This window comes from Bradyrhizobium sp. CCGE-LA001, assembly GCF_000296215.2.
Lineage (GTDB): Bacteria > Pseudomonadota > Alphaproteobacteria > Rhizobiales > Xanthobacteraceae > Bradyrhizobium.
The window spans coordinates 3622573-3648289 of record NZ_CP013949.1 but is presented as its reverse complement, the minus strand read 5'-3'; the positions used below and the strand labels follow the sequence as shown (position 1 = coordinate 3648289).

The 25717-nt window shown below is 63.4% G+C and carries 27 protein-coding genes and 1 pseudogene; 10 read left to right on the top strand and 18 right to left on the bottom strand.

Features of this window, described 5'->3' with window-relative positions:
- Positions 1–49: 49 nt before the first annotated feature.
- Positions 50–1204, top strand: coding sequence for an RtcB family protein (locus tag BCCGELA001_RS16720; protein ID WP_060735824.1), 1155 nt, complete (start codon positions 50–52; stop codon positions 1202–1204).
- Positions 1205–1279: 75 nt separating this feature from the next.
- Here the strand turns inward: BCCGELA001_RS16720 and BCCGELA001_RS16715 are convergent, their stop codons facing one another.
- From BCCGELA001_RS16715 to BCCGELA001_RS16700, 4 genes are all read right to left on the bottom strand, one after another.
- Positions 1280–2464 (bottom strand): serine hydrolase domain-containing protein, encoded by a 1185-nt coding sequence (locus tag BCCGELA001_RS16715; RefSeq protein WP_144441333.1) that lies wholly within the window; start codon positions 2462–2464, stop codon positions 1280–1282.
- Positions 2465–2532: 68 nt separating this feature from the next.
- Complete coding sequence (locus tag BCCGELA001_RS16710) at positions 2533–3225, bottom strand: GNAT family N-acetyltransferase (protein ID WP_060735823.1); 693 nt, start codon at positions 3223–3225, stop codon at positions 2533–2535.
- 4 nt (positions 3226–3229) lie between these two features.
- Positions 3230–3577 carry a Lin0512 family protein gene (locus tag BCCGELA001_RS16705; RefSeq protein ID WP_018646107.1) on the bottom strand — a complete coding sequence of 116 codons (348 nt, stop codon included), beginning with the start codon at positions 3575–3577 and terminating at the stop codon, positions 3230–3232.
- A 182-nt stretch (positions 3578–3759) separates the two neighbouring features.
- Entirely contained in the window at positions 3760–5424 is a 1665-nt protein-coding gene (locus tag BCCGELA001_RS16700; RefSeq protein WP_060735822.1) for an acetolactate synthase large subunit, read from the bottom strand.
- Between the two features lie 154 nt (positions 5425–5578).
- Here BCCGELA001_RS16700 and BCCGELA001_RS16695 point away from each other — a divergent pair, with 154 nt between their 5' ends.
- Together BCCGELA001_RS16695 and BCCGELA001_RS16690 are read left to right on the top strand one after the other, a co-directional pair.
- Positions 5579–6451 carry a bifunctional helix-turn-helix transcriptional regulator/GNAT family N-acetyltransferase gene (locus BCCGELA001_RS16695; protein WP_008552066.1) on the top strand — a complete coding sequence of 291 codons (873 nt, stop codon included), beginning with the start codon at positions 5579–5581 and terminating at the stop codon, positions 6449–6451.
- 57 nt (positions 6452–6508) lie between these two features.
- The gene (locus BCCGELA001_RS16690; RefSeq protein WP_008552068.1) at positions 6509–6895 is read left to right on the top strand and encodes an ester cyclase; all 387 of its coding nucleotides are present in this window, start codon (positions 6509–6511) and stop codon (positions 6893–6895) included.
- 21 nt (positions 6896–6916) lie between these two features.
- Here the strand turns inward: BCCGELA001_RS16690 and BCCGELA001_RS16685 are convergent, their stop codons facing one another.
- From BCCGELA001_RS16685 to BCCGELA001_RS16675, 3 genes are all read right to left on the bottom strand, one after another.
- Positions 6917–8137, bottom strand: a complete 1221-nt coding sequence (locus BCCGELA001_RS16685; protein WP_008552070.1) for an MFS transporter — start codon at positions 8135–8137, stop codon at positions 6917–6919.
- Between the two features lie 304 nt (positions 8138–8441).
- Positions 8442–9020 (bottom strand): DUF308 domain-containing protein, encoded by a 579-nt coding sequence (locus BCCGELA001_RS16680; RefSeq protein ID WP_008552071.1) that lies wholly within the window; start codon positions 9018–9020, stop codon positions 8442–8444.
- Between the two features lie 80 nt (positions 9021–9100).
- Positions 9101–9685 carry a TetR/AcrR family transcriptional regulator gene (locus BCCGELA001_RS16675; RefSeq protein WP_008552072.1) on the bottom strand — a complete coding sequence of 195 codons (585 nt, stop codon included), beginning with the start codon at positions 9683–9685 and terminating at the stop codon, positions 9101–9103.
- Positions 9686–9762: 77 nt separating this feature from the next.
- Between BCCGELA001_RS16675 and BCCGELA001_RS16670 the strand changes: the two genes are divergently transcribed.
- Positions 9763–10260, top strand: a complete 498-nt coding sequence (locus BCCGELA001_RS16670) for a peptide deformylase (RefSeq protein ID WP_008552073.1) — start codon at positions 9763–9765, stop codon at positions 10258–10260.
- 110 nt (positions 10261–10370) lie between these two features.
- On the opposite strand, the gene BCCGELA001_RS16665 is transcribed toward BCCGELA001_RS16670, so the two are convergent.
- Positions 10371–11015: a hydrolase gene (locus BCCGELA001_RS16665; protein ID WP_008552074.1), complete on the bottom strand. Its 645-nt coding sequence runs from the start codon at positions 11013–11015 to the stop codon at positions 10371–10373.
- Between the two features lie 147 nt (positions 11016–11162).
- On the opposite strand from BCCGELA001_RS16665, the gene BCCGELA001_RS16660 reads away from it, so the two are divergent.
- Positions 11163–12044 carry a LysR family transcriptional regulator gene (locus BCCGELA001_RS16660; RefSeq protein WP_008552075.1) on the top strand — a complete coding sequence of 294 codons (882 nt, stop codon included), beginning with the start codon at positions 11163–11165 and terminating at the stop codon, positions 12042–12044.
- 33 nt (positions 12045–12077) lie between these two features.
- On the opposite strand, the gene BCCGELA001_RS16655 is transcribed toward BCCGELA001_RS16660, so the two are convergent.
- Positions 12078–12440 (bottom strand): ArsR/SmtB family transcription factor, encoded by a 363-nt coding sequence (locus BCCGELA001_RS16655; protein WP_008552076.1) that lies wholly within the window; start codon positions 12438–12440, stop codon positions 12078–12080.
- A complete protein-coding gene (locus BCCGELA001_RS16650) occupies positions 12440–13102 on the bottom strand; it encodes an SRPBCC family protein (protein WP_060735821.1) in 663 nt (220 codons plus the stop codon). Before BCCGELA001_RS16650 ends, BCCGELA001_RS16655 begins: the two co-directional genes overlap by 1 nt.
- A 187-nt stretch (positions 13103–13289) precedes the next feature.
- Here BCCGELA001_RS16650 and BCCGELA001_RS16645 point away from each other — a divergent pair, with 187 nt between their 5' ends.
- Positions 13290–13640: a cupin domain-containing protein gene (locus BCCGELA001_RS16645; protein WP_008552081.1), complete on the top strand. Its 351-nt coding sequence runs from the start codon at positions 13290–13292 to the stop codon at positions 13638–13640.
- 181 nt (positions 13641–13821) lie between these two features.
- On the opposite strand, the gene BCCGELA001_RS38845 is transcribed toward BCCGELA001_RS16645, so the two are convergent.
- The 4 genes and pseudogenes from BCCGELA001_RS38845 to guaA form a co-directional block, all read right to left on the bottom strand.
- A complete protein-coding gene (locus BCCGELA001_RS38845) occupies positions 13822–15045 on the bottom strand; it encodes a serine hydrolase domain-containing protein (protein ID WP_008552083.1) in 1224 nt (407 codons plus the stop codon).
- A 954-nt stretch (positions 15046–15999) separates the two neighbouring features.
- Positions 16000–16236: pseudogene (locus BCCGELA001_RS39445) on the bottom strand (macro domain-containing protein); the annotation flags it as partial.
- 81 nt (positions 16237–16317) lie between these two features.
- Positions 16318–17658: a DUF4433 domain-containing protein gene (locus BCCGELA001_RS16635; RefSeq protein ID WP_083543354.1), complete on the bottom strand. Its 1341-nt coding sequence runs from the start codon at positions 17656–17658 to the stop codon at positions 16318–16320.
- Between the two features lie 163 nt (positions 17659–17821).
- Complete coding sequence (gene guaA / locus BCCGELA001_RS16630) at positions 17822–19420, bottom strand: glutamine-hydrolyzing GMP synthase (RefSeq protein WP_060737689.1); 1599 nt, start codon at positions 19418–19420, stop codon at positions 17822–17824.
- A gap of 208 nt (positions 19421–19628) precedes the next feature.
- On the opposite strand from guaA, the gene BCCGELA001_RS16625 reads away from it, so the two are divergent.
- Positions 19629–19961, top strand: coding sequence for a DHCW motif cupin fold protein (locus BCCGELA001_RS16625; protein ID WP_060735820.1), 333 nt, complete (start codon positions 19629–19631; stop codon positions 19959–19961).
- A 265-nt stretch (positions 19962–20226) separates the two neighbouring features.
- A complete protein-coding gene (locus BCCGELA001_RS16620; RefSeq protein ID WP_008141931.1) occupies positions 20227–20436 on the top strand; it encodes a cold-shock protein in 210 nt (69 codons plus the stop codon).
- Positions 20437–20542: 106 nt separating this feature from the next.
- Here the strand turns inward: BCCGELA001_RS16620 and BCCGELA001_RS16615 are convergent, their stop codons facing one another.
- Together BCCGELA001_RS16615 and BCCGELA001_RS16610 are read right to left on the bottom strand one after the other, a co-directional pair.
- Positions 20543–21844 (bottom strand): RsmB/NOP family class I SAM-dependent RNA methyltransferase, encoded by a 1302-nt coding sequence (locus BCCGELA001_RS16615; RefSeq protein WP_060735819.1) that lies wholly within the window; start codon positions 21842–21844, stop codon positions 20543–20545.
- A 57-nt stretch (positions 21845–21901) separates the two neighbouring features.
- Entirely contained in the window at positions 21902–22324 is a 423-nt protein-coding gene (locus BCCGELA001_RS16610; protein WP_060735818.1) for an MAPEG family protein, read from the bottom strand.
- Positions 22325–22477: 153 nt separating this feature from the next.
- On the opposite strand from BCCGELA001_RS16610, the gene BCCGELA001_RS16605 reads away from it, so the two are divergent.
- Both BCCGELA001_RS16605 and BCCGELA001_RS16600 read left to right on the top strand, forming a co-directional pair.
- Positions 22478–23089 (top strand): hypothetical protein, encoded by a 612-nt coding sequence (locus BCCGELA001_RS16605; protein ID WP_060735817.1) that lies wholly within the window; start codon positions 22478–22480, stop codon positions 23087–23089.
- Between the two features lie 68 nt (positions 23090–23157).
- Entirely contained in the window at positions 23158–24000 is an 843-nt protein-coding gene (locus tag BCCGELA001_RS16600) for a metallophosphoesterase family protein (protein WP_060735816.1), read from the top strand.
- Positions 24001–24104: 104 nt separating this feature from the next.
- On the opposite strand, the gene BCCGELA001_RS16595 is transcribed toward BCCGELA001_RS16600, so the two are convergent.
- Entirely contained in the window at positions 24105–24404 is a 300-nt protein-coding gene (locus BCCGELA001_RS16595; protein WP_060735815.1) for a hypothetical protein, read from the bottom strand.
- A 169-nt stretch (positions 24405–24573) separates the two neighbouring features.
- Positions 24574–25596 carry an NADP-dependent oxidoreductase gene (locus BCCGELA001_RS16590; RefSeq protein WP_008552146.1) on the bottom strand — a complete coding sequence of 341 codons (1023 nt, stop codon included), beginning with the start codon at positions 25594–25596 and terminating at the stop codon, positions 24574–24576.
- Positions 25597–25717: the final 121 nt, after the last annotated feature.

The following is a 25717-nucleotide window of genomic DNA, read 5'->3' as shown; positions in this document are numbered from 1 at the left end:
TCTGGCGCGCGAGGCCAACGCCACCGCGAGCTCGATCGCCGAGTTCCGGATGCAGGACGCCCGCTTCGAGAATGCGCCGCTGAAGGTCTTCGGCCCGCACGAGGACGCGACCATCGCGCAGATGCGCAACTGCATGGCGGTCGGCAATGTCGTGTCCGGCGTGATCTGCGCCGACGGCCATCTCGGCTATGCGCAGCCGGTCGGCGGGGTCATCGCCTATGAGAAGCAGATCAGCATCTCCGGCGTCGGCTTCGATATCGGCTGCGGCAACATGGCGGCTCGGCTCGACACGCGCTTCGACGACATCGCAGGTCTCGTCCCGACGATCATCCGCGACGTCGCCAGGACCATCTCGTTCGGCGTGGGCCGCGCCAACGCCGAGCGGGCCGAGCACGATCTGTTCGACGACGGCAATGCCTGGCGCGAGAGCGACATGGAGTCCTACCGCCAGAAAGCGGTGAGCCAGCTCGGCACGGTCGGATCGGGCAACCACTATGTCGACCTCATGCGCGACGAAGAAGGCTTCGTCTGGATCGGCGTCCATTTCGGCAGCCGCGGTCTCGGACATACCTCCGCAACGCGCTACCTCAAGGCCGCCGGCGGCAAGGACGGCATGAACGTTCCGCCCGCGGTGGTCGACGAGGATAGCGAGCTCGGCCGCCGCTACATCGCGGCGATGCAGCTCGCCGGGCGCTATGCCTATGCGGGCCGCGAGTGGGTGGTCGAACGCGTCCGCCAGATCATCGGCGGCAGCGTGACCGAGAGCGTGCACAACCACCACAATTATGCCTGGCGTGAGACCCACGACGGGCGTGATCTTTGGGTGGTGCGCAAGGGTGCGACGCCGGCGTTTCCCGGCCAGAAGGGATTCGTCGGCGGCTCCATGGGCGACGACGCCGTCATCCTCGAAGGCGTCGATAGTCCGGAAGCCAAGGCCTCGCTCTACTCGACCGTGCACGGCGCTGGCCGCCTGTTCGGGCGGAGAGAGGCGAAGCGGCGCTTCTCGCGTGCGGAGATGGACCAGTGGCTCAACGAACGCGGCGTCACCTTGATCGGTGCCGACCTCGACGAGAGCCCGATGGCCTATCGCCGCCTGCCCGACGTGCTGGCGCAGCACGCCGGCACCGTGCGCGTGCTGCATACGCTGCGGCCGTTCGCCGTCGCCATGGCCGGCGAAGGCGAGTTCGATCCGTGGAAGGACTGACGCGAAAAAGGCGGGAGGCGATCGCCTCCCGCTGGTGTCGCGGCACGGATCGGCGAGCCAAGTCTCCCCTTCGCGTCAAGCTCCAACGGCCTGATAGGCCAGGCGCTTGAACTCGAAGAAGAACGGATTCCAAAAACCCATGTAGCGCTGCGTCATCAGCACGCCTGCGGTATTGGCCTCGGGGCAGATCCACCAATGGGTGCCGGCAAGGCCGCCCCATTGGAATTCACCGGTGGAGTTCGGGGGATCGAACGGCGTCGGCGCGAAGGTGACGGCGCCGCCGAGACCAAAGCCCTTGCCGGGGATCGGCCCGAGATTGGCAAAGCGAATCGTCCGGCCTGCCGGCAGCTGGTTCGTCATCATCAGCCGCAGCGTTTCCGGCTTCAGCAGCGCGTCGGAACCGGGCAGCAGCGCGCGCACCAGCGCGAGCATGTCGGGCAAGGTCGAGACCAGCCCGCCGCCGCCCGACAGCCGCGGCAGCGGCCTCCGATAGGCCTGCGGATAAGGCAGATGGTCGGCCCGGGTCAGGCCGGGCTTCATGGGATCGAGCACGTCGGCGCCATTATAGAGTGCGACCAGCCTGCCCTGCTGCTGTTCAGGGACGTAAAAGCCGGTATCGGTCATGCCGAGCGGATCGAAGATCCGCGCTTTGAAGAAGGCGTCGAGCGGCTGGCCGGAGACGACTTCGACGACACGGCCGAGCACATCCGTTGCCACCGAATATTCCCAGGCCTCGCCGGGATGGTAGGACAGCGGCAGATCGGCGAGCTTGTCGATCATGTCGGAGAGCGGCGTCAGCGGATTGAGCACGCGCGCCTCGTTATAGCCCTTGAACAGAACCGTGCCGGGATCGAAGATGCCGTAGCTGAGACCGGATGTGTGGGTCAGAAGTTGACGGATCGTGATCGAGCCCTTCGCCGGCTCGACATCGGCAAGGCTCGAAGCGCCCTGCCTCAGCACCTTGCGATTGCCGAGCTGCGGCAGGAATGTCTCGACGGCATCGTCGAGCCCGATGCGGCCTTCCTCGACGAGCAGCATGATCGCGCACGTGACGAAGATCTTTGTGTTCGAGAATGCGCGGAAGATATGGTCGGGCCGCAGCGGTGTCTTCGCTTCGCGATCGGCAAAGCCGACGTATTGCTGGTCGACCACCTCGCGCCCACGCAGCACCGCCCAGGATGCGCCCGGTATGATCTCCTGATCGACGTAGCGCTGCATCGCCGTCCGTGCGGCGGAAAAATCGGGTGTCCTGGCGTCCATGCGTTTCCCCAATGATGGTTCGGATGGATATAGCGCGAATTCACCGGAGATGAAGCCCGCGGCGCAGCTTATTCCTGCTTCATCAGCACGGTGACGTATAGCCGGCGCCGGATCCGCATTCCCTGCCGCTGGTAGAGCGCGATGGCGGACGTGTTGTGGGAGAATACGTGCAGGAATGGAAACTCGCCGCGCGCCTCGATCTGGCGCGCGACCGCCGCGAGCAGCGCCTGCGCATAGCCGCGGCCGCGATAGTCGGGATGGACGCAGACGGCCGTCATCTCGGTGAACTTGCCCGGCTTCATCCGTTCGCCGGTCATCGCAACCAGCTCACCGCCGATGCGGATCCCGAGGAACGTACCGAGCTGGTGCGTCCTCGCCGCGAACGGCCCGGGCTTGGTCAGCTCCGTCAGCGCCATCATGGCCGGCACGTCGGCGGCGCCCAACGTGACGATCTCGGCGTCGCGCAGCGGGCTATCGGCCGGCGAGCCGATCATCTGCTCGCCGGTCTCGGCGAGCACGACCTTGAAGGCGGCGGGCACGTCGACCGGCTCAGGCGTGAACAGCACGGCGACCTGCGAGCCCGACATCAGATCGCCGAGTGCGGCAAAGCTCGCCGCGGACATGTCGATCATGTCGGCAAACGGCGTCATGTCGACGGGATAGCGCAGCGCGCGCGGGCCGCCCTCGGCCAGATGCTTGTGGCTGGTCGTCAGCGCGCTCCAGATCGGACGATCCAGCAGCGCCTCATCGCTGTCGTGCACCGACCTAGTCCTTGTCGAAGCTGACGATGACGGCGGCGTTGGCGATGAGGATGGGATCGTTCGCCACTTCCGTGGCCGAAGGAATCTCCAGCCCGCCCTTGACGGCAGTGACGGTCACGGTGCCATAGGGCAGCTCCTTCGCAACGGCTTCCTTGTCCACCGCTTCGGGGTTGGGCACGCCGATCGTGACGTCGACGAACATGTCGTTCGCGGTCTTGCCGATCATCCGGAAGAAGCCGAGGCTCGAATGCCTGATGGCATCCGACACTGCACGCTTCGCCGCCTTGGTGGCATCCCTGCCGTGGACGTCGACGCCCATGCCCATCTCGGTGACACAACGAACGCGGGTCATTTCATGTTCCTGTGATTGGTTGAACTACGTTGATGCAGGTTGTTATCGCATTTTGACCGATCGACAAACTCCGTCATTGCGAGGAGCGAAGCGACGAAGCAATCCAGAGCGCCTCTGCGGAAAACGCTGGATTGCTTCGCTGCGCTCGCAATGACGGACAGGGCCGAGAGTCACGAACAAAATCACCTCTTCGCCTTCTCGTGCGCGCGCAATTCGTCGACCAGCACCCGCACGTTCTCGGAATAGTCGATCGGGATCGAGACGAGGTGCACGCCGCCCTCCCTGAAGGCCGCGTCGAGCGTCGGGCCGAAACTGTCGATGCTCGTGATGCGATGCCCCTTGGCGCCATAGGCCTTCGCGTAGAGGACGAAGTCCGGATTGCCAAAGGTCATGCCGTAATCGGCGAAATGATCGACCGCCTGCTTCCAGCGGATCATGCCGTAGGCATTGTCCTCCAGCACCAGCACGACGAGATTGAGCTTGAGGCGGACGGCCGTCTCCATCTCCTGGCTGTTCATCATGAAGCCGCCGTCGCCGGCGACCGCGAGCACACGACGGTCCGGATAGAGCATCGCGGCCATCATGGCCGAGGGCAGGCCCGCACCCATCGTTGCCAGCGCATTGTCGAGCAGCAGCGTGTTGGCGACGCGGGTGCGGTAGTTGCGCGCGAACCAGATCTTGTACATGCCGTTGTCGAGCGCGACGATGCCGTTCTCCGGCATCACCTGGCGGGTGTCGTGCACGATCCGCTGCGGCGTCGGTGGCCAGCGCGCTTCGGTGGCACGATCGGCGATGTGAGCTAAAATCTCTTCGCGGAGCGGCAACAGCGCCGCCGCCTGCGGCAGCTTGCCTTCGAGCCGGTCCGCGAGCAGCTCCAGGCTCGGACCGACGTCACCGACGACCTCGGCGTCGGGGAAATAGACCAGCTCGACGCTCGCCGGCGTATAGCTCACGTGAATCACCTTCGGGCCCGACGGCCCCATGATGAAAGGCGGCTTCTCGATCGGATCGTGGCCGATCGCGACGATAAGGTCGGCAGCATCGATCGCGTCATGAACGTAGTCGCGCTCGGACAGGGCGGCGGTCCCCATATAGAGATTGGTGCCGCCCGGCACGGTGCCCTTCCCCATCTGCGTGGTGAAGAAGGGAATGCCGGTCCGCCGCACGAAGCTTGCGATGCCATGCGTCGACCGCGGCCGGCTTGTCGCAGCGCCCATCATCACCAACGGACGTTTCGCAGCCAGGATCATCTCGGCGGCGCGGTCAAGCGCCGCACGATGGGCGACCGGGATTTCGATCGGATGAACCGGAATCACAGGGACGGGCGCCACTTCATCGCCGGCGATGTCCTCGGGCAGTTCGAGATGCACCGGTCCCGGCCGCTCCTCCATTGCCACGCGAAAGGCGTCGCGTACCACGGTCGGGATGCTGGAGGCGCTGACGATCTGCCGCGACAGCTTGGTCAGCGGCTTCATGGTCGCGACCACGTCGACGATCTGAAAGCGCGCCTGCCGGCTGCTCATGATCGGCTTCTGGCCGGTGATCAGGATCATCGGCATCGCACCGAGATGCGCATAGGCTGCACCGGTGGACAGATTGAGCGCGCCTGGTCCCAGCGTCGACAGACAGACACCGGGCTTGCCCGTCAGTCGCCCATACGTGGCTGCCATGAAGGCGGCGGCTTGCTCGTGGCGGGTCAGGACCAGCTCGATCCTGGAGGTGCGCAGCGATTCGACCAGATCGAGATTCTCCTCCCCGGGCACGCCGAAGATGCGGTCGACGCCTTCATTCTCGAGCGCGGCGACAAACAGGTCCGATCCCTTCACTCTGTGGTCCTGCCCGCTCATGTCGCCTCCGCTTGCTGTGCTGTTTATCGAGTTTCGGGGAGCCGGCGCATGGTAGCGGCTCACGGCTAGGGCACAACTCACAAAGAGGCGCTCGATTGCGGCCCGGTCAGTCACTCAGTTGACAGGCGGCGATATCTGACTAAAGTCAGACATCATGCTCGACCCGGTCTCCCGCGTCCGTCGCTTCAATCGCGCCGTCACCTCCGCCGTCGGCGCGCTCGATACCTCGTTCCTGGGGCGCGGCCGGCCGCTCGGCGCGGCGCGCGTGCTCAACGCGATCGGGCACGGGCGTTCGGACGTGGCCGAAATCCGCGACTATCTCGGCCTGGATTCCGGACTGATGAGCCGGCTGCTCCGCAGCCTCGAGGACGAAGGGCTGATCGAGACCGCCGCGCGTGAGGACGATGCGCGCCGGCGCACGGCCAAGCTCACGCGCGCGGGCCGGCGCGAATTCGCAGCGTATGAAGCGCTGTCGAATGCACAAGCCGACGGTATCCTGGCGCAACATTCGCAAGCCGAGGCGCTGCTGGCAGCGATGGATCTGATCGCCTCCGCGCTGACGCGCGAGCGCGTCACGCTGGACGAAATGGACCCGCAAAGCGAGGAGGCCCGTTATTGCCTCGGCGAGTACTATGCCGAGCTCGGCCGCCGCTTTAAACAGGGCTTCGACGTGTCGTTGTCGCGCGATCCTGATGCCAAGGACATGCGTCGTCCGCGCGGCACGTTCCTCGTTGCGGTGTCGGACACGCTGCCGATCGGCTGCGTCGGGCTGAAAGGCACCGATCACGGCTATGCCGAGATCAAGCGGCTGTGGGTCGCACCCGCCGCGCGCGGATTGCGGCTCGGCTGGCGCCTGATGGACGCAACCGAGCAGGCTGCGCACGGCCTCGGCATCAAGCTGCTGCGGCTCGACACCAACAGCGCCCTGCCCGAGGCCGCCCAGCTCTACCGCAACACCGGCTGGCGCGAGATTCCGCGCTTCAACGACGACCCCTATCCCGATATGTTTTTTGAGAAGCGGCTGTGACGCCGTGAGACAAATTTGCCTCCTGCTGCGTTGTGCTTGCAGCATGGGAGCCTCACGATGGACAGGGCCGATCTCGCCGACCACTACCGCAACTACATCGCCTGTTTGAACCGGCAGGACTGGCCGGCCCTCGGCCGGTTCGTGCATGACGATGTCGTCCACAACGGCCGGCCGCTCGGGCTAGCGGGCTATCGCGCGATGCTGGAGCAGGATTTTCGCGAGATACCGGATCTGCGTTTCAACATCGCGCTGCTGGTCTCAGAGCCGCCGAGAATTGCGACGCGCCTGCAGTTCGATTGCGCGCCAGTCGGAACGTTCCTGGGGCTTCCCGTGAACGGCAAGCGCGTGTCCTTCTGGGAGAATGTGTTCTACGAATTCGGCGACGACAAGATCCGGCAGGTCTGGTCGGTGATCGACAAGGCCGCCATCGAGGCGCAGCTCTGACGGTGCGCCTCGATCGCAAATTCACGCCGGCGCCGGTGCTGCCTCGCCTTGCGGCTTGGCGAATGGGCGGAACGTCATCGCCATCAGGAAGGCACCAAGGCCCATTGCCCAGGACGCAATGTAGAGCCAAGCATAGCTGGAGAACGCGTCGTAGATCAGGCCGCCGGCGAGCGGGCCGGTGGCCATGCCGAGGCTGCCGGCCATCGCCGTGCCGCCGATCACCGTGCCCATCATCTTGAGCGGAAAGTTCTCGCGGATGAGCACGGCGTAGAGCGGCATGGTGCCGGCATAGATGAAGCCGAAGATTGCCCCGACCACATAGAACGTCGCGAGCTGATGCGCGAAGACGTAAGCGAGCGCGCCGAAGGCCTGGAGCAGCAGGCCCGAGACCAGCACGCGCTTGGCGCCGAAACGGTCGCCGAGCAGGCCGAAGGCGATGCGGCCGCCGAGGCCGGCAAAGCCCTCGATGCTGTAGATCGTCACGGCCGCGACCAGCGGAATGCCGCAGCTCACGGCATAGCTGACGGTGTGGATGATCGGGCCGGAATGGGTGGCGCAGCAGAAGAAATTGGTCGCGAGCAGGATGATGAATTGCGGCGAGCGTAGCGCCTCGCCCATCGTCAGCTCGCTCTGCGCCGCCTCCTCCCCCGATGGCGCGGCCGTGGCCTGCGCCAGGGCGGGCGGACGGCGCACCAGGAACGAGACCGGGATCATGATGGCGCCAACCACCAGTGCGACGATCTGCATCGAGGTGCGCCAGTCGTGGCCGGAGACGAGCCAGGCCGCGAACGGCGCCATCGTCATCGGCGCCATGCCCATGCCGGCGGAGACCAGCGACACCGCGAGGCTGCGTTGGGTCTCAAACCAGCCGGTCACGGCCGCCATCATCGGCGCGAAGATCGCGGCGCACGCAGCCCCGGTCAAAAGGCCGAACACGATCTGGAACACGATCAGCGAGGTCGCCTGGCTCGCGGCGAACAGGCTCAGCGTCAGCACGATCGATCCCGTCAGCACCACCGGAAGCGGCCCGAACCGGTCGGACAGCGTGCCCCAGACCATGCTGGTGAAGGCCATGGCCAGAAATCCGATCGTCATTGCGCTGGATATGCCGGTCACGGACCAGCCGGTGTCCTTCGCGATCGGCTGCAGGAACACCGGCAGCGAAAACATGCCGCCGATGGCGACGCAGCCGAGCAAGCCGCCTGCGGCGACGATCACCCAGCGATAGGGGGATTGGGTCATTTGGGTCTCCCGTCAGATCTGTCTGGCTGGAAGACGAACAGGAACTGCGCCGGCCGACACTGCGACGTCAGTTTCGTAGCACGTTACCGCGAGCCGCCAACCCAAGTGCGAAAACAACCCCATGCACAGTAGCCGGCCCCTGCGGGATCAATGACTTAGCGAGCAGCCTTTGGCACCCGGCGACTCACGCTTTCCATGTCGGACATGTCACAGACAGTTTGACACGTCGGGCAAAACACCTCCACGATTGGCGTAATCCCATAGGACGTCACGCCGCATCCGGCGTGACGTCCGTTGCGTGACTTCAGGCGGCCGCGCCGCGACGCCACCCGGTAACGGTCAGCCAGACCGCCGAGACCAGGAAGTAGAGCGCGCCGACCGCGGCATAGCCCGCGACGTTCGCGATCGACGGGATTGCGGACATCGTGGCCTGGAAGATGAAGAAGCCGCCTGCGAGAGCCGACTGGCCACCGCTGAGCACCATCGCCCACTGCGCGCCAAAACTCTTCCAGCGCCGCACGGCCGTGCCGAGCTGGAGCAACCCGGACAGAATCGCCCAGGCCCCGAAGATTCCGACCACCCAGTTCATGCTGACCTGCAAGGCCAGGATGACCGCGATGGTGGTCGCGAGGCTGACCAGCACGTTGAAGCCTTGTGTGCGGTTCTGGTTCAGCCCGCCGCTTCGAAGCGCGTCGAGGTAGTTGGCCGCGGCGTCCCAGGCGGGATAAGCGACGAGCAACGCCGCTGCCACCGCAGCCGATGACGGCGCGATGGCGATGGCCGCAACGACCCAGGCGACGGAAAACGCGCCACGAAGGAAATAATACTGTTTCAGCCAGTGCGTATCTTCAGCGGTCTCCAAAGCGACGTCATAAGGTTTCATTGCAGTCTCCTTACCTACTAGTTGGTAGTTTACGCGACAAGCGTCATCACCAAAACGGCTTACAGCGCGTGTCGATCTCGTCAGTGCCTGGTGGAAAGCCGTTCCAGCAGCGGCCGGGTGATGGTGCCGAACATCTTGGGATCACCATAGGCGCGCGCCGACAACATCGCGCCGTGAACGGTCGCCATGAATCCTTCGGCTTCGACCCGCGCCGTGCTCGAGAGATGCAGCCGCCCTTGCCGCTTGCCGCGCTCCAACACCGAAGCCAGCCACGCCCCGAGGAAACGGAAATGCGCGCGGACTTCGAGAGCCACTTCCTCCGGCAAAATCGGAAGCTCGCTGGCCAGCAGCGCACAGACGCAGAACGGAGCCGTCGCATCCTTGATGCACGCCTCCCAATAAGCCATGTAGCTTTTGAGCTGCTCGGCGGGGTCGGCGACGTTGCGTTCCAGTGTCGACAGTCCCGCTTGCGCCTCCTCGCGATAGCGCGACACCAAGGTGCGGACCAGATCGACCTTGCTGGCGAAATGGTGGTGGATGCTCGGCTTGCGGACGCCAACGACATCGGCGATGTCGGCGTAGCTGAAGCCGTTGTAGCCGCCCGCGATGATCAGCGTGCGCGCGCAGGCGAGAATGTCGTCGGCGGTGGAGGAAACATTGCTCATACGGGACCATCTACCTTCTAGTCGGTAGACTATCAAGAGAGGGGTGCTTCAACGATCCGTGAGTGGTAGGAGCGAGCATGACCATCCGCCCCATCCTCCGCTATCCCGACCGCCGGCTCGCGAGCCCTGCCCGTCCCGTCACCGCGTTCGACGACGCCTTGCGCGCGCTCGCGCAGGATCTGCTCGACACCATGCGCGCCGCGCCCGGCATCGGCATCACCGCGCCGCATATCGGCGTGCCCTTGCGGGTCGTGGTGCTGGAGCTCGAGGCCAAGGACGGCGCGCAAACTTACGTCAATCCTCAGATCGAGTGGGCTTCGCCCGAGATGATCCTGCATCGCGAGGGCAGCGTCTCGATGCCTGGAGTCAACGACGAGGTGCAGCGCCACGGCCGCGTGCGGGTCAGCTATCAGGATCTCGACGGCGACGTGCACAGCGAGGAGTCGGAAGGTTTGCGCGCCGTGTGCCATCAGCACGAGATCGACCAGCTCGACGGCCTATTCTGGATCCAGCGGCTGTCGCGGCTGAAGCGCGAGCGGCTGGTGAAGAAGTTCGAGAAGATGGCGAGACCCTGACGGGATCAGTGAATTCGCTATGCGCCAGCGCCGGAGGCCAGGTGGATGGACTGTGCCAGCGGCCCACGCTTTGCGGCCGCTGGCTCCTTACACGGTCAGATCATCTTGCGTCAGCGCGGCACGGGCGTGTTGAGCAGCTGCTGCTCCCACAGATACGCGATGCCGCTTCCGCCGGCATGTTCGGTGATCACCTTCGTGAGCGCGACAGCTTGATCGATCCGCGCCCAGTCGCGCTGCCATTCGGCCGCGACCGCCAGCCAGGTCATCATATTCACGCCGCCCGCGATCATGCGCTGGATTGCGACCTGATGGGCCTCCACCGAAACGGCGCCAGAGGCGTCAGTGACCACCGTGACATCCCAGCCTTCGCCGCGCGCCTGGATCGCCGGCATCGCGACGCAGATCTCGGTCCACAGGCCCGCGATGATGAGCTGCTTGCGGCCCGTGGCCTTGACTGCGTCCACCACCTTTCGATCCTCCCAGGTGTTGATGAACGTCCGATCGATCACCTCCTGGCCGGGGAAAACCTCCGTGATCTGAGGGAAAAGAAGGCCACCGCGTTCAGCGATCACCGTGGTCAGGATGGTGGGGACGCCGAAGGCTTTGGCGGCCTTGGCGAGACCGGCCGTATTGTTGATCACCATCTGCGGTTCATGGCTGTTCACGTTGGCAAGCTGGTAAGGCTGGTGGTCAATCAAGACGAGCACCGAATCTTCGGGGCGAAGAAGCGAAGCAAGGCCGTTACGAAAAGTCATCGTTGCATCCTTTACTGCCGTCGTGAGCGGCATTGGTTCGGAGGCGCACGTCAGCAGCGACGTCGCCCGACACCGACATTGGCGTTCCCCGATGCGATACGATAGTGTGCCGCCGCGGAACGCTGTGTCGCCGAACGGGGAACGCTGTTGGATATCGAAGAGATACGGACATTCGTCGAAGTTGCCGACGCCGGAGGAATTTCGTCCGCTGCGGCCCGGCTGGGGGTCGCGAAATCGATCGTCAGTCGTCGGCTTCTCCGGCTCGAAGCTGAACTTGGCGTCCAACTTCTTGCAAGAACCACCCGCGGAGCTGCGCTCACGGAGGCCGGCGTCACGTTCCGAGACTATGCAGCCAGGGTCCGCGCCGAGATCGACGCAGCGAGGGAAGCGATCCTGCCCGCCGGAGACCTGCGCGGCCGCTTGCGGGTCGCAGTGCCGCTTTCATTCGGCCCGACGCACTTTGCTCCCATCCTTGCAGAAATGGCGCGCCGCCATCCCCATCTCCAGCTCCACACCTGCTACAGCGATCGCTTCGTCGATCTCGTCGCCGACGGCTATGATTGCGCGATACGGATCGGCTATCTTCAGGACTCCAATCTGATTGCGAGACGCATCGGCCCAATCCATGGGAAGCTTCTCGCGAGCCCTGACTACATCAACGCCAACGGATCGCCGGAGTCGCCGGAGGAGCTCGTCGCCCATGAGGCGCTGATGCAAGGCACCGAAGCGTGGCAACTCATGGATGGCGACAAGATCATCACGGTTCGTCCGCAGGGGCGCTTCAAGGCCGACAACGGCACAGCGCTCCTTGCCGCCGCAACGGCAGGACTCGGGATCGCCTACCTTCCCGATCGCCTCACCCATGCACATCTCGCGTCCGGCGCGCTTGTCCCGGTGATGACACGGTATCCTCCGCCTCCCGCGGGTGCCTATGTGATCCGCCCTCCGGGCCAGCATCCGGCACGAAAGATACGGGTTCTCACCGAACTGCTGATCGAGTATTGCGAGCCGGGTCCGCATCCTGCGTGACCCGGCTTCTTCACCACCAGGTTTGCAGCACCCTCAAGCCCTCTTTCCGCTCCGCTTGGTGATCGGCGCATTGCGGCGCTCGCGCTTGCCGCGCGCGATCTCGGTTGCCAGCGCGTCCAGCTTCGGCTCCCAGAAAGTCCTGAACTGGCCGATCCACGCATCGACAGCGCGCAGCCCTGCAACGTCGACCGAATAAAGGCGCCGTTGCGCCTCGGCGCGGACGACGGCAAAGCCGCTCTCTCGCAGTACCTTGAGGTGCTGCGAGACCGCGGCCTGCGTGATGCCGAATTCGGCCCCGATCACATCGACGACCTCGCCGGAGGCCATTTCGTTTTGGCCGAGCAGCTCGAGGATGCGACGGCGCACGGGATCGGCGAGGACCTCGAAGACGTGCATCAGCTTCCTGTGCCGGGATGGGCGATGTCGGACGGCATCTCGCCGCGATAGAACGCGATGGTGCGGTCCGAGCGCTCTTTCGCCGCGGCCGGATCGACGCCGCTTGCGACGTGCGCCGCGCGCCAATATTCGCCACTGGTCGTCATGAACTCCTTGCCTTCAGGCGAGCCCATCCATGCCTCGGCCGTCTCATGGTCCACCGATGCCCCCGTCGCAAGATAGCGCTCGAGTCCCGCGAGCGCGAGGTCCCAGCCGATGCCCACCGCACCGGGCCCGAACTGATTCCAATGATCCTCGATGATCGCGGTGTGCTCAAGCGTCAAACGCGCCTGGCTTCGTTCAGCAGCCAGGCTGACGTCGATCCAGCTCACCGCGCCGCCGAATTCCCACGTCGCTGCGAAATGGGTCGGCGGCGTACAGGCGGTGATGGTGCCGCCGGCATTGCCCTTGAGCTGATACTTCCCGCCGATCTGAAGGTCGCCCTCGACCGGCAGGAACCAGCGCGGGATACGCTCCCTGCTGGTCACGGCGTCCCAGAGATCGTCGACGCTGGTGTCGTAAAGCCGCGTCAGCGTCACGGCACTCGCCGCTTTCCCGTCTTTGTCAAAATTCTTCACTGAACGCGTGACGAGCCCGAGGACCCTGGCGACGTCGATCTCCATCTGCGCTTCTCCCTGTCGCTTTCGTGCGAGGCACGGAATATCGATCAGCGCTAATATAAGTCAATCCTTATATTGCCAGATGTTGCTGCGTCAAACCGCCTCGCGTGCCCTTGCGAACCAAATACCCGGCCAGACGTCTATCGGTGCCCTCCCCGCCAAACCAGCCTGCACAAGACGGAAGGAACTCATGAAAGTTCGCAAATTCGCCATCACCGACGCTTCGCTCGAACGCTCGCCGGGACAGGATGGCGATATCTTCGCCGGCAATGTGATCGACCAGCGCCACGGCGGCCCGATCACCATCGGCTTCGGCCGCTACGCGCCGAACCAGAATCTCGACGAGAAGCTCACGGTCGACGATGTCATGCTCGTCCTCGAAGGAAAGCTCTCGGTCACCAGCAACGGCAGCACCGTGACCGCGGGCCCCGGCGAGATCGTCCATATGCCGAAGGGCGAGACGGTCACGATCCGCTCGCATGAGCAAGGCGCGGTGACCGCCTACGTCACCTATCCGCATTGGCAGGAGGCGCGCGAGTGAGGCGAGAGTTCGCCCGCGGCGCTCTGATCTTGCGGTTTTGGCACACTGTCGTCGCCCGGCTTGACCGGGCGACCCAGTACGCCGCGCCCTATCGGCTCAATCACAAGCGACTCTGGAATACTGGATCGCCCGATCAAGTCGGGCGATGACACCGAATGTGAGGCGCGGCCGTGCGCCTACCCTACCCGCCCGCCATCAGCGCCTTCGCCAGCGCCATGTAGGCCGGCAGCGTGACGGGATCATTGGCGGCATTGCCGGCCATGGGATGCGAGGCGTAGCGCGCGATCACCATCTCGGCCTTTGGATCGATGTAGATGCCCTGGCCGTGAACGCCGCGCGCCATGTAGGCGCCGTGCGCGTTGTGCGTGATCCACCATTGGTTTCGGTACGAGGCGCCCGGCAGCGTGGTGTAGCCTGCCGGCTTAAACTTCTCGGAGTCGCCGCCGCGCGCGATGTCTTCGACCACGGATGATGGCACGATCTGGCGGCCATTGAAGCGGCCGTGATTGCGCATGGTCTCGCCGAAGCGGGCGAGATCGCGCAACGTCGTGGAGAGCCCACCGCCGCCGCTCTCGGTGCCGATGCGGTCGACGTGATAATGCGCGTCCTCCTCCGCCCCCATCGGCTGCCAGATGCGCTCGGACAGCAGGTCGGACAGCGTCATGCCGCTGGCGCGCCTGACGATCCAGGCCAGCACGTCGGTGTTGACGGTCTTGTAGGTAAAGGCCTTGCCGTGCTCGCCCTGCTTCTTCTGCGCGATCAGGAAATCGAAGATGGTGGTCGCGCCTTCGTAGCCCGGCGGGATCGGCGCCATGCCGTTGGCGCGTCGCAGGCCCCACACGTCCGAATTCTTGTCGGTATAGACCTCGGTGTAGAGCAGCCCCGTGGTCATATCCATGACCTCGTGCACGCGCGCATCCCCAAACGCGCTCGCCTTCAGCTCCGGCACATAGTCCGTCACCGGCGCTTGCGGATCGATCCTACCTTCGGCGACCAGCATGCCCGCGAGCACGCCGGTGAACGACTTCGTCACCGACATCGCGATATGCGGCTTGTGCGGCTTCAACGCGCCGAAATAGCGCTCATAGATCAGCCGGCCACGATGCAGCACCGCGATGCCGTCGGTGTAGGTCTCCTCCAACATCTTGTCGAACGTCATGGGCCGCCCGTCCATCGTGGTCGATGCGACCGCGCCGATGTCGTGGTCGGCGCGCGGCAGCCCCGATACCGGCCCCGCTCCGCGCCAGACGTTCACGGTGGGGACGAGCTGACGTATGTTGGACCACGCCCAGCGCAGTTCGGGAAAGTTGCGGAAGGAGCCGTCCTGGAAGGTGATGGTGCGGTCGAGCGGCGCCGGGAAGCCGCGCATCCAGCCAAGGGTTTCGGGGTCGGATTCGGTAGCCATTGCGGTTACGGGTGCAGGCGGTGGGGTGGACGGATTGAGAGACACAGAAGCAACGAGTGTATCGGACGTAACCTCCAACGTTTCCCGCTGAAACCCGCCATCTGAATTGGCGACATCCAACCGCGGTTCGTAACTTATTCTGCTGCTCAAATAGTCAATATTAGGAGAGCCATTCTCACCGCGACGACCGATGGGCATTGCCCCAGCGCTTTCGAGCGCCTCAAGCAAATGGAGGGGCATCGTGCCATAGCGAATAAAGGAGATTGGCGTTTGTCCCCATTTGCCAATCCCCCTATTCATCAGCCAGTCAGGCTCAGGGTCCGATAGTAGCATTGCGGCTGCTTTAGCGCGGAGCATCTCCATTGCTTGCGCGAAAAGCGATCGAGACCACTTGGCATTAGCAGGCGCAAACGATACCAATGTCAGAGCATTGGAAGCAATTTGCAGCTTGGAAACCGACTTTCGGGTGAGAATTCCAAACGGAAGAAATAGAACTGTGTCGATACCCTTGCTGGTGAATAGCTGAGCAACCTCTTCACTTGCTTGGGAGCTATGGACGAGAGCGACAGTGGTACGATTTGCCGATCGAGCAAGCTCAGACGCAATCGCAGTCAGTGCCGCAATCTCTCGATCGGCTGGCGCGCGCGACGGGACCAAGATGATCCAAGACCGCGATAGCAAATCTTGATTTCCGCGTAGATAAATTGGCGTCGATCTCTCGGTCGAGAGAAAGTTCTTAAGCTTGAGGAATCGGTACCCAAGTCTCTCAGCTGCTTTGAGCTCATCGCTCGTGGGATCCTCGACCGCCGTGCGTCCGGCTTGGTGCGATGCGGCAGGCTCAAAAACCAACACATGCGCATCGACATCATCGAGCTTCTCTCGGATCATGCCCGACACCCGCCCCCAGTCGAGCCCCCCGTTACCACATCCAAGCGCCGGCAGCGCGACCGTAACCGACCCCACCGTGTGAAGGTACTTGCGCAGATCATCCAAACCCGTCTCGATATCCTCATACCGCGACGGTTCGCGCCAATCCCGCTTAGTCGGAAAATTAACTATCCAATCGCCGGAAAGCGATTTCCAGACGTGCATCCTTCCGGGCTTCACAAGGCCCTTTCTGCAGTCGCGCTGATAGTCCTTGAACATTGCTGGATAGCGCTGCTTGAATGCCAGAGCGACACCGGCACCCATCACGCCAACACAATTCACAGTGTTGACGCGGATATCGGCCTGAGAATCGAATATGTCGCCTTGCGTAAATTCGAGCATGACTTAAGTTTCCGATGCCTCCTCAATCGCTGCTAGGCAGCGATCATATAAAGCCTTGGCTTTTGACTCATTCCACCAATGCTCAGCAAGCGAAGTAGCATCAGCCTTACCGAGCATAAACAGCATGTCGAGCTCGTCTTTGTCGTTGGCAACATCAACGATTTGTTGTTCGTCACGCCCCTTCCCGAGTACATCACCAACAAGATCGTGATAACATACTAACTTCATCAACATCTCAGCCGAAGCTTCGCTGACCGTTTCAACATGCTCGGTCAAAATTTCCACCATCATCGGCATAGCGCCAACAGGATGATTGGGATCAACCTTTTGAACACCACCGTTTCCGTCCCAACGCGACTTCGTCCCCTTACCTATGTCGTGCAGATAGGCAGCAATCTCACCAACGATCTGCGCTTTGCTTTCCAACGCCTGATACTCAGGGAATGAGAGCAGTTTCGTGACCACCTCTTTTGTGTGAACGTCAACCGTTTGCTTGTGCATCCCGTTTTCAGATTTGAGCTCTACCAACTCAGAGGTGTGCGGCAGACAACCAAAATCCGCTCTCAGACCATCGCGCAAGCTCTTCAGATTTTTGAACCTGAATGGTTGACTTGGTTCATCTGCGTATTCCCTTACTTGCTTACAGGCTTTCGCGAAGTTTATCCCGATTTCGCGGGGTCCTTGCACGACGCTGCAATTACTTTTGTTCACAAAATCATTGAACCAGTGGCGCCTAGACGAACTCTCATAGGCAATAGGTGGAAACGCAGCGCCATTAACAATTTTCTCTACCCGCTTCTTGACCGATTCATTCCAGACTACGCATCTTGAAGCCGACGTCACAGGCAGCTGACCGTGGACGAGCAACTCTGCCATGCGACGATGGCGATAGTTCTCGTCGGCATTGCCCCATTTGAGGCTGTCAATCGCAGCCCAATCGAGCTGAGCAAGATCGGTCGGATCGGTGTAAAAATTGGGCGGCACGACCGTGTTGGCCGATGCGCCCGTAAAAACGACATCGTTCCGATCCGCCAACTCTATAGGAAACTCGAAATAGAGTATATCAAACTGATCAATATTCTTGGCATTGACGACGCCAAGCAACATCGGGCTGATCGAGCCGAAATACAGGGGTACATAGTCGTGGACACAGCCACCTGGTCCACAAGGCACCACCATTTGAGCGCGGCGCTCTTGAATGCCTGCAGCGGCAATTGAGCGGTGCTTCTTAGGGAATTTCGAATGATTGTTCGACAGAAAGCCGTTTTTCAGTAGTCCAGGCAAATTGTCGATATGCGAAAAGTGATAAACGTATCGATGCCTATGATCGGCCGGAATTGGCATACGGGGACCTCCTCCCTGATACTGCCTCGCTCTTTTCTATCAGTCAGGCGAGCCATTGCAGCTAGAAGTGGTGGTAACGGCGTGCATATTCCAGACCGATTTAGTTAAGTTGGCCAAAATTTATATCCGCCTACAGCCACCTTGGTCTTGGCAAGACTGCCCCCTACTCCCACTCAATCGTCCCCGGCGGCTTGCTGGTCACATCGTACACCACCCGGTTCACGCCCTTCACCTCGTTGATGATGCGCGTGGCCGTCTCCCCTAAGAACTTCATATCGAACTGGTAGAAGTCCGCGGTCATGCCGTCGGTGGAGGTGACGGCGCGCAGGCCGACGACATAATCATAGGTGCGGCCGTCGCCCATGACGCCGACGGTCTTCACCGGGAGCAGCACGGCGAAGGCCTGCCAGATCTCGTCGTAGAGGCCGTGCTTGCGGATCTGGTCGATGTAGACGGCGTCTGCTTTCCGCAGGATGTCGAGCTTGTCGCGGGTGATCTCGCCGGGGCAGCGGATGGCGAGGCCCGGGCCCGGGAACGGGTGGCGGCCGACGAAGATTTCGGGCAGGCCAAGCTCGCGGCCTAGCTTGCGCACCTCGTCCTTGAACAGCTCGCGCAGGGGCTCCACGAGCTTCATGTTCATGCGCTCGGGGAGACCGCCGACATTGTGGTGCGACTTGATGGTGACCGAGGGACCGCCGGTGAAGGAGACGCTCTCGATCACGTCGGGGTAGAGCGTGCCCTGTGCGAGGAAGTCGGCGCCGCCGATCTTCTTGGCCTCCTGCTCGAACACCTCAATGAAGAGGCGGCCGATGGTCTTGCGTTTCACCTCGGGGTCAGTGACGCCTTCGAGCTCGCCCAAGAACTGTTTCGAGGCGTCCACGTGCACGAGCGGGATGTTGTAGTGGTGGCGGAACAGGTCGACGACGGTCTTGGCTTCGTCGAGGCGCAGCAAGCCGTGATCGACGAACACGCAGGTGAGCTGGTCGCCGATGGCCTCGTGGATCAGCACGGCCGCGACGGCGGAATCGACGCCGCCGGAGAGGCCGCAGATCACCTTGCCCTTGCCGACCTGCGCGCGGATCTTGGCGATCTCCTCCTCGCGGAAGGCGCGCATGGTCCAGTCGCCGGACAGACCTGCGATCTTGCGGACGAAGTTGCGGATGAGCTTGGCGCCGTCGGGCGTGTGCACCACTTCGGGGTGGAACATCAGGCCGTAATATTTGCGCTTTTCGTCCTGGATGATCGCGAACGGCGCGTTCGGCGAGGTGCCGGCGACTGAGAAGCCCGGCGGCATCTTCGTGATGCGGTCGCCATGGCTCATCCAGACCTGGTTCTTGCTGCCCGACGACCAGACGTCCGCGAATAGCTTGCTGTCGGCCTTGACCTCGACATCGGCGCGGCCGAACTCGCGGTGATGGCCGCCCTCGACCTCGCCGCCGAGCTGCGCCGCCATGGTCATCTGGCCGTAGCAGATGCCCATCACGGGCACACCGGAATCGAAGATCGCTTGCGGGGCGCGGGGCGAGCCGGCCTCGTGGACCGATTCAGGGCCGCCGGAGAGAATCACCGCTTTCGGCTTCATCTCGTCGAAGGCAGCTTCCGCGTTGTTGAACGGGACGATCTCGCAATAGACGCCGTCCTCGCGCACGCGGCGCGCGATCAGCTGCGTCACCTGGCTGCCGAAGTCGACGATGAGAATCTTGTCGTGCGCCGAGGCCACCGAGGGCGTCGACGCGGAGCGGTCGTTCTGTGCTGCTGTCATGGCCAGCAAATACGCTGGCGCCGCCCGCGCCGCAACCGCGGCAGCGGCGCGCCCACATGCTTCTTTGGGCATGGACAGGCGGTACATGGGTAAGTATTATTGACCTAATTGCGCCCACCTCTGAAAGAGGGCCGATCGCAACGACGGAGACTGCGCCAGCGGCGTGCGCTAACAGAAGCGCCGCCGGCTCTGAAACAGGACCCCCCCCATGCAACTCCCCGCCTCGCCCTTCACCGTCACTGATTGGAGCAAGGTCGAGCCGACCACGCATCCCGGCGAGCGCGGCGAGGCCAAGTGGCGGACGCTCGAGATCGGCGATCTCCGGGTGCGGATGGTCGAGTATTCGCCCGGCTATCTCGCCGACCATTGGTGCGATCGCGGGCACGTGCTCTACGTGCTGAAGGGCGAGCTCGACAGCGAGCTGCGCGACGGGCGTACATTCAAGCTGACGGCGGGAATGAGCTACCAGGTCTCGGATTTCGGCGACGCCGCCCATCGGTCCTCGACGGCCACCGGCGCGACCCTCTTCATCGTCGACTAGGACGCGAGAGCGCGGTTAATTTGCACCGCAAAATAGCAAAGTCGCGCGAGGCGCCGAGTCACGGGTGGTGCCTTGAAGTGGCCCCAAATTCTCGCTATATTGTGATCATCGATACTTGGCCGAACGACTGGGCCGCTTCGCTTCGTTGATTACGGGCGCGCACGCTTCAGATGAATTCTCCAAACATCGACTCATCAGGACCATGGGCGCAATGCTGCGTACCGGTCTGCGTGCGTACCTCTCTAACTAACTAAAGGAAATTCCCATGGCTATGGGCACCGTGAAGTGGTTCAACACCCAAAAGGGTTATGGTTTCATCCAGCCGGACGACGGCCAGAAGGACGTGTTCGTGCACATCAGCGCCGTCGAGCGCGCTGGCCTCTCCTCCCTCAACGAGGGTCAGAAGGTCTCGTTCGACATCGTCGCCGATCGTCGCAGCGGCAAGTCCTCGGCTGACAATCTCCGCGTCGGCTAACGCCCACGCAACGTTCTGACCGCGGACGTACCGGCAGAACGCTAAAAAAGAAAGCCCCGCGACCGGGATCCGGTCTGCGGGGCTTTTGTTTTTGGGCGGAGTGAGATCAGGCGCTCTTTCGCAGCACCGACACGAAGAATCCGTCCGTGCCGGTCCGCCGCGGCGTCATCAGCCAGCCTTCGTCGGATTGCAGCGCGGCCTCGCCGAAGGCCTCCGCCTTGTCCCAAAGCACGCTCGCGGTCTGCTCCGGCGGGACCACCGCGAACTCGGGATGGCGGGCGACGAAGGCCCTCACCTGCTCGCCGTTCTCCTCGGACAGCACCGAGCAGGTGATGTAGGCGATCCGGCCGCCCGGCTTCACCAGGGGAACCGCTCGCTCCAGCACCTCGGCCTGGTCGCGCAGGCGAATCTCCAGCGCGCCCGGCCGCATCCGCCATTTGGCATCGGGGTTGCGGCGCCAGGTGCCGGTTCCCGTGCAGGGCGCGTCGATCACGACGAGATCGGCCGAGGCGCGGATGTCGGAGAGCGGATCGGCCTCGCCCTTGGGGGTGCGGATATCCGCATTGTGGACGCCCGCGCGCGACAGGCGTTCGTGAATGGGCGCGAGCTGGCGCTTGTCGCGGTCAGTCGCGATCAGCCGGCCCTTGCCCTGCATCAGGGCTGCGAGCGCCAGCGTCTTGCCGCCGGCACCGGCGCAGAGATCGATCACCTGCTCGCCGGGTTTTGCCGCGGTGAATTGGGCCGCAAGCTGCGATCCCTCATCCTGCACTTCAATTCCGCCCTTGATGAAATCCTCCTCAGCCTGGATGCCGGGGTTGCGCGCATCGGCCGAAAGCTCGATGCGCAGGCCGGTTGCGGACCATTGCGCCGGTTTCGCATGAAGATGAGCAAGCGCCTTCAGCACCTTGTCCCGATTGGATTTTAGCGTGTTGACGCGCAGGTCGAGCGGAGCCCGGCTCGCCATCGCGGCGGCTTCAAGAGCGCGGTCCTCGCCGAACACTTTTGCAAGGTGCGAATCGAGCCATTCGGGATAATCGCCCGCAACCGCGGCCGGGGCATCGGCGAGCGAGCGCGAGGCGAGCGCGGCCTGCTCGGCCTCGGTGAGCGGCGCAGGCGCGAACCGGCTGCCGTCGCACAGCGCGGTCATGGTGGCCGTGTCCATGCCGCGCTCGAGGCGCAGCATGCCGATCAGGCGGGCCCGCGCGGTGTCTGCGTCCATGAGCCAGGCGCTGGAGGCGTAGCGCCGCAGCACGTCCCAGACCAGGCCGGCGATGGCGGCACGGTCCCCAGAACCGGCGAAGCGGTGCGCGGTGCCCCACTCCTTCAGCGCCTTGGCCGCGGGCACGCGGTCCTTCTCGATTGTGTCGATCAATTCGATGGCTGCGGACAGCCGGGCAGCGGGCGTCATTTGAATGCCTTTAGACGAGACGTTTCTGTTTTGCGCGTGATGCGCCGGCGCAGGCCGTCAGATCAGCAGGAGCAGCTTCAGCGCGAAGTAGATCCACATCGCCAGCAGCACCAGCACACTGGCGAGCCAGACCGTGGAGCGGCGGCCGAGATCGTTCGAGGTGACGAAGACGCCGGCATGGGCAAAGCGCGTCACCACGAACACCCAGGACATCAGCACAATGAAGAGATCGGCCCGGCGCAGCGGCAAGGCCAGCGCGATCAGGACGTAGAACAGCACCGGCAGCTCGAACTGGTTACGGTAGCAATTGGCGATTTGCGTGGCGCCCTTGGGCCAGTTCGGCTCGCCCAGCGCAATGTCGCGGATCTTGGTTTCGCCGGAGACCAGCGTCTTGCGGCGCGCCAGCACCATGCCGATCAACAGCGCGAAGGTGAGAGCAACCTGCACGAAGACCGGCAGCAGGACCATTTGAACGGACATCGGAACTTTCCCGGAAGGCGAAATGCCGCCGACGTCATTAGCGGCGCGTTTTGGCCCTGACAATGAACGACTTGAACCGGCGTTCCCGGTGCGGCGACCAAACGTCGATCATCACAGCGATTTTGGTCCTTTTGGACCGAGGCGAGCGCCGCCATGAACATCCTGTCCAGCCTTTTCGCCCAATCCGCCGACGGCCGGCACGGCGTTCTGATGTCGGCGCTGGCGGGCATCGCTGCCGCGCTCGCGGTGGCACTGGCGATGACGGTGTATTTTCGCCTGAGCTACCGGACCTGGCGCGACGTCGCCAGGCATGGCTTGGCCACCCTGGCCGCGATCCTCCTGTTCGGCTTCGCCGCCTACGACATGCGCCACGCGGCGCTGGCCTATCTTGGCCTCAACCCGTCCAAGCCCGCGGTCGAGTTCGAGATCCGTATGCCCCGGGAGATGCTGACGGCGGTCACCGACACCCAGATCGAGCTGCACACCGACCGCAACCAGACGCTGGCGCTAGTCGACGGCGTGCGCGACCTCGCCGATGGCCGCGCGCTGCTGCGCGGCGCGGTAGCGCTCAACCATCGCACTGCGGATCGCGTGCTGGTGGTGAACCTGCCGGGCAAAGGCACGTTCGAATTCCGCCTCCGCCTGCCCGCCGAGCCGCATCGCAGCGAGTTCGGCCCCTGGCACCTCGCCGACCGCATAGCCTCGCCACTGGCCGGGCCGATCGCGCCGCAGGACGGCTACACGATCCGCTACCGCGTGCTTTAAACTTTGTTCGCTGCGAACGATGCGCGCAGCGTCATCGTTCCGACGTTCGGCCGGGCCTATGATCGGCCATGTTCGAATTTCGTCTCACACAGATCTCCGACACCCATCTCGGCCAGCGCTTCCCCGGCCTGATCGAAAACTTCCATCGTGTCTGCGAGCACATCGATGCCGACAGGCCCGACCTCGTCATTAATACCGGCGACGTCTCCTTCGACGGGCCGACCAGCCGCGACGACGTCGCATTCGCCAAAAGCCTGCATGACGCCCTGCCGGTCGCCTGCCGCTACCTGCCCGGCAATCACGACATCGGCGACAATCCGACCGCGATCGGGCCGGCGCCGAAGCCGCCGGTGAGTGAGGCGCACCGCCGGCAATTCTGCGAGATCATCGGCGAGGACCATTGGTCGTTCGAGGCCGCCGGCTGGTACTTCATCGGCCTCAATTCGCTGGTGATGAATTCAGGGCTCGCCTTCGAGGCTGAGCAGTTCGACTGGCTCGCCTCGGAAATCTCGCGCGTGAACGGCATGCCGGTTGCGCTGTTTCTGCACAAGCCGGTATTCCTCAACCTCCCCGACGACCCTGAAGCGCCGGAGACCTCGATCCGTTACGTGCCGCAGCCGACGCGCGCGCGGCTGATCGAGATCTTCGCGCATGTCGACCTGCGCCTCATCGCCAGTGGGCACGTGCACCAGCGGCGCGACTTCACCTTCCGCCACACGCGGCACGTCTGGGCGCCATCAGCGGGCTTCGTCATCAACGATCAGCGACAGGACCGGATCGCAATCAAGGAAGTCGGCTTGGTTGAGTATCGCTTCCGGCCCGACAGTCTCGAAGTCCGTCACGCGAGAGCAGCGGGCCAGCGCGATGTCGACATCGAAGAGCTGCTCGCCCAGATGGGCGGCGAGCACTAGAGCATTATCGGTTCTGATTAAATCAGAACCGTAGCTCTAGATTCTTGTTTGACGCGTTTTCTTCACGCGAACCGGTGCCCACTCCGCTCGAAAACGCTGTATCCCTACGCGACGCTCTTGAGATCCTGCTGGATCGCGGCCAGCAGGGATTGCAGCGCCGCGCTGTTCACCGGCTTTGCCGCAAGATTATCGGCAGGCGGCTGACTGGCCGGCTGCGCAGCCTTGACCGGCCGCTTCGGGAACGGCGGCGGAGGTGCCGGCATCGAAGGTCGGGCAAAATCGTCCACCTCCTCGTCGTGAACGAACTTGCCGTGGATGACGTCGTCGTGGCGGCCCATGACGAACATCGCCACCCAATAGCCGGCGGCCAGCAGAATGACGCAGAAAACACTGAGCTCTAACATCGCTACACCTAAAATATGCGCGATGATTCAATGCCTTCGAGTTGGCGTCAATGAACCGGCGGTCACACCCGCGGCTTTTGCCGACAGGTGTGACCATTTGGTGACTCTTTGTTAACCATCCTCGCCCGGCCTGTGGCTCAGGCGCCACGGGAGTCCCAATGCCGTCGTCCTAGGCCTTATCGGGCCCAACCCGCACCAGCTGCTTGCCGAAATTGGCGCCCTTCAACAGGCCCATGAAGGCCCCGGGTGCACTCTCCAGGCCCTCGGTGACGAACTCCTTGTACTTGACCTTGCCCTCACGGACCCAGCCGGACATGTCGCGCAGAAAATCGCCATGGCGGGATGCGAAGTCGGAGACGATGAAGCCGCGGAAGGTCAGCCGCTTGGTCAGGGTCGCCCGCATCATGGATGCGGCCCATTTCGGCGGCTTGGCCTCGGTGTCGTTGTAATGGGCGATCAGGCCGCAGACCGGCACGCGGGCGAACGGATTGAGCAGGGGGAACACCGCCTCGAATACGGCGCCGCCGACATTCTCGAAATAGACGTCGATGCCCTTGGGGCAGGCATCCTTCAGCTTCGCCGCCAGATCAGGATCGCGGTGATCGATGCAGGCATCGAAGCCGAGTTCCTTCACGACGTAGTCGCACTTGTCCTTGCCGCCGGCGATGCCGACCGCGCGCGCCCCTTTGATCTTGGCGATTTGGCCGACGGCTGAGCCGACCGCGCCGGAGGCACCGGCGACGACGACGGTCTCGCCTTCTTGCGGCTTGCCGATGTCGAGCAGGCCCGTATACGCCGTCATGCCGGGCATGCCGAGCACACCAATGGAGGTCGAGACCGGACCGAGCTTCGGATCGACCTTGATCAGGCCCTTTCCGTTGGAGATGGCGTGCGTCTGCCAGCCGGACCGGATGCGCACGATGTCGCCGACTGCGAAATCAGGGTTGTTGGAGGCCGCGACCTCGCTGACCCCCTCGCCCTCCATCACGCCGCCGATCGGCACCGGTGCGGCATAGGACGGGCCATCGCTCATGCGGCCGCGCATATAGGGATCGAGCGAGAGCCAGATCGTGCGCAGCAGCACCTCGCCTGCTCCAGGCGTCGGCACCGCGAATTCCTCCAGACGAAAATCCGACGGCTTGGGCTCGCCAACAGGACGCGCGGCGAGAACGATGCGTTTTGCTTGGGACATGATGGCTTCCTCACTGTTGTGTTCGTGATCGCGAGCGAAGCGAAGCAATTTAGTCGCGTCAACACAAAAGCGGCGGAGCCGCACCCTAACTGTCATCGTCCGCGAAGGCGGACGATCCCGT

Bases quoted from the DNA above. Each gene is read 5' to 3' on its own strand.
- BCCGELA001_RS16665 (WP_008552074.1), bottom strand. From the start codon at position 11,015: ATGACTTTTCGTAACGGCCTTGCTTCGCTTCTTCGCCCCGAAGATTCG.
- BCCGELA001_RS16595 (WP_060735815.1), bottom strand. From the start codon at position 24,404: ATGTTAGAGCTCAGTGTTTTCTGCGTCATTCTGCTGGCCGCCGGCTAT.
- BCCGELA001_RS16600 (WP_060735816.1), top strand. From the start codon at position 23,158: ATGTTCGAATTTCGTCTCACACAGATCTCCGACACCCATCTCGGCCAG.
- BCCGELA001_RS16655 (WP_008552076.1), bottom strand. From the start codon at position 12,440: ATGCACGTCTTCGAGGTCCTCGCCGATCCCGTGCGCCGTCGCATCCTC.
- BCCGELA001_RS16635 (WP_083543354.1), bottom strand. From the start codon at position 17,658: ATGCCAATTCCGGCCGATCATAGGCATCGATACGTTTATCACTTTTCG.
- BCCGELA001_RS16610 (WP_060735818.1), bottom strand. From the start codon at position 22,324: ATGTCCGTTCAAATGGTCCTGCTGCCGGTCTTCGTGCAGGTTGCTCTC.
- BCCGELA001_RS16620 (WP_008141931.1), top strand. From the start codon at position 20,227: ATGGCTATGGGCACCGTGAAGTGGTTCAACACCCAAAAGGGTTATGGT.
- BCCGELA001_RS16695 (WP_008552066.1), top strand. From the start codon at position 5,579: ATGCTCGACCCGGTCTCCCGCGTCCGTCGCTTCAATCGCGCCGTCACC.
- BCCGELA001_RS16680 (WP_008552071.1), bottom strand. From the start codon at position 9,020: ATGAAACCTTATGACGTCGCTTTGGAGACCGCTGAAGATACGCACTGG.
- BCCGELA001_RS16590 (WP_008552146.1), bottom strand. From the start codon at position 25,596: ATGTCCCAAGCAAAACGCATCGTTCTCGCCGCGCGTCCTGTTGGCGAG.
- BCCGELA001_RS16705 (WP_018646107.1), bottom strand. From the start codon at position 3,577: ATGACCCGCGTTCGTTGTGTCACCGAGATGGGCATGGGCGTCGACGTC.
- BCCGELA001_RS16685 (WP_008552070.1), bottom strand. From the start codon at position 8,137: ATGACCCAATCCCCCTATCGCTGGGTGATCGTCGCCGCAGGCGGCTTG.
- BCCGELA001_RS16625 (WP_060735820.1), top strand. From the start codon at position 19,629: ATGCAACTCCCCGCCTCGCCCTTCACCGTCACTGATTGGAGCAAGGTC.
- BCCGELA001_RS16720 (WP_060735824.1), top strand. From the start codon at position 50: ATGCAGGACGCCCGCTTCGAGAATGCGCCGCTGAAGGTCTTCGGCCCG.
- BCCGELA001_RS16675 (WP_008552072.1), bottom strand. From the start codon at position 9,685: ATGAGCAATGTTTCCTCCACCGCCGACGACATTCTCGCCTGCGCGCGC.
- BCCGELA001_RS16700 (WP_060735822.1), bottom strand. From the start codon at position 5,424: ATGAGCGGGCAGGACCACAGAGTGAAGGGATCGGACCTGTTTGTCGCC.
- guaA (WP_060737689.1), bottom strand. From the start codon at position 19,420: ATGACAGCAGCACAGAACGACCGCTCCGCGTCGACGCCCTCGGTGGCC.
- BCCGELA001_RS38845 (WP_008552083.1), bottom strand. From the start codon at position 15,045: ATGGCTACCGAATCCGACCCCGAAACCCTTGGCTGGATGCGCGGCTTC.
- BCCGELA001_RS16605 (WP_060735817.1), top strand. From the start codon at position 22,478: ATGAACATCCTGTCCAGCCTTTTCGCCCAATCCGCCGACGGCCGGCAC.
- BCCGELA001_RS16650 (WP_060735821.1), bottom strand. From the start codon at position 13,102: ATGGAGATCGACGTCGCCAGGGTCCTCGGGCTCGTCACGCGTTCAGTG.
- BCCGELA001_RS16645 (WP_008552081.1), top strand. From the start codon at position 13,290: ATGAAAGTTCGCAAATTCGCCATCACCGACGCTTCGCTCGAACGCTCG.
- BCCGELA001_RS16670 (WP_008552073.1), top strand. From the start codon at position 9,763: ATGACCATCCGCCCCATCCTCCGCTATCCCGACCGCCGGCTCGCGAGC.
- BCCGELA001_RS16690 (WP_008552068.1), top strand. From the start codon at position 6,509: ATGGACAGGGCCGATCTCGCCGACCACTACCGCAACTACATCGCCTGT.
- BCCGELA001_RS16715 (WP_144441333.1), bottom strand. From the start codon at position 2,464: ATGGACGCCAGGACACCCGATTTTTCCGCCGCACGGACGGCGATGCAG.
- BCCGELA001_RS16615 (WP_060735819.1), bottom strand. From the start codon at position 21,844: ATGACGCCCGCTGCCCGGCTGTCCGCAGCCATCGAATTGATCGACACA.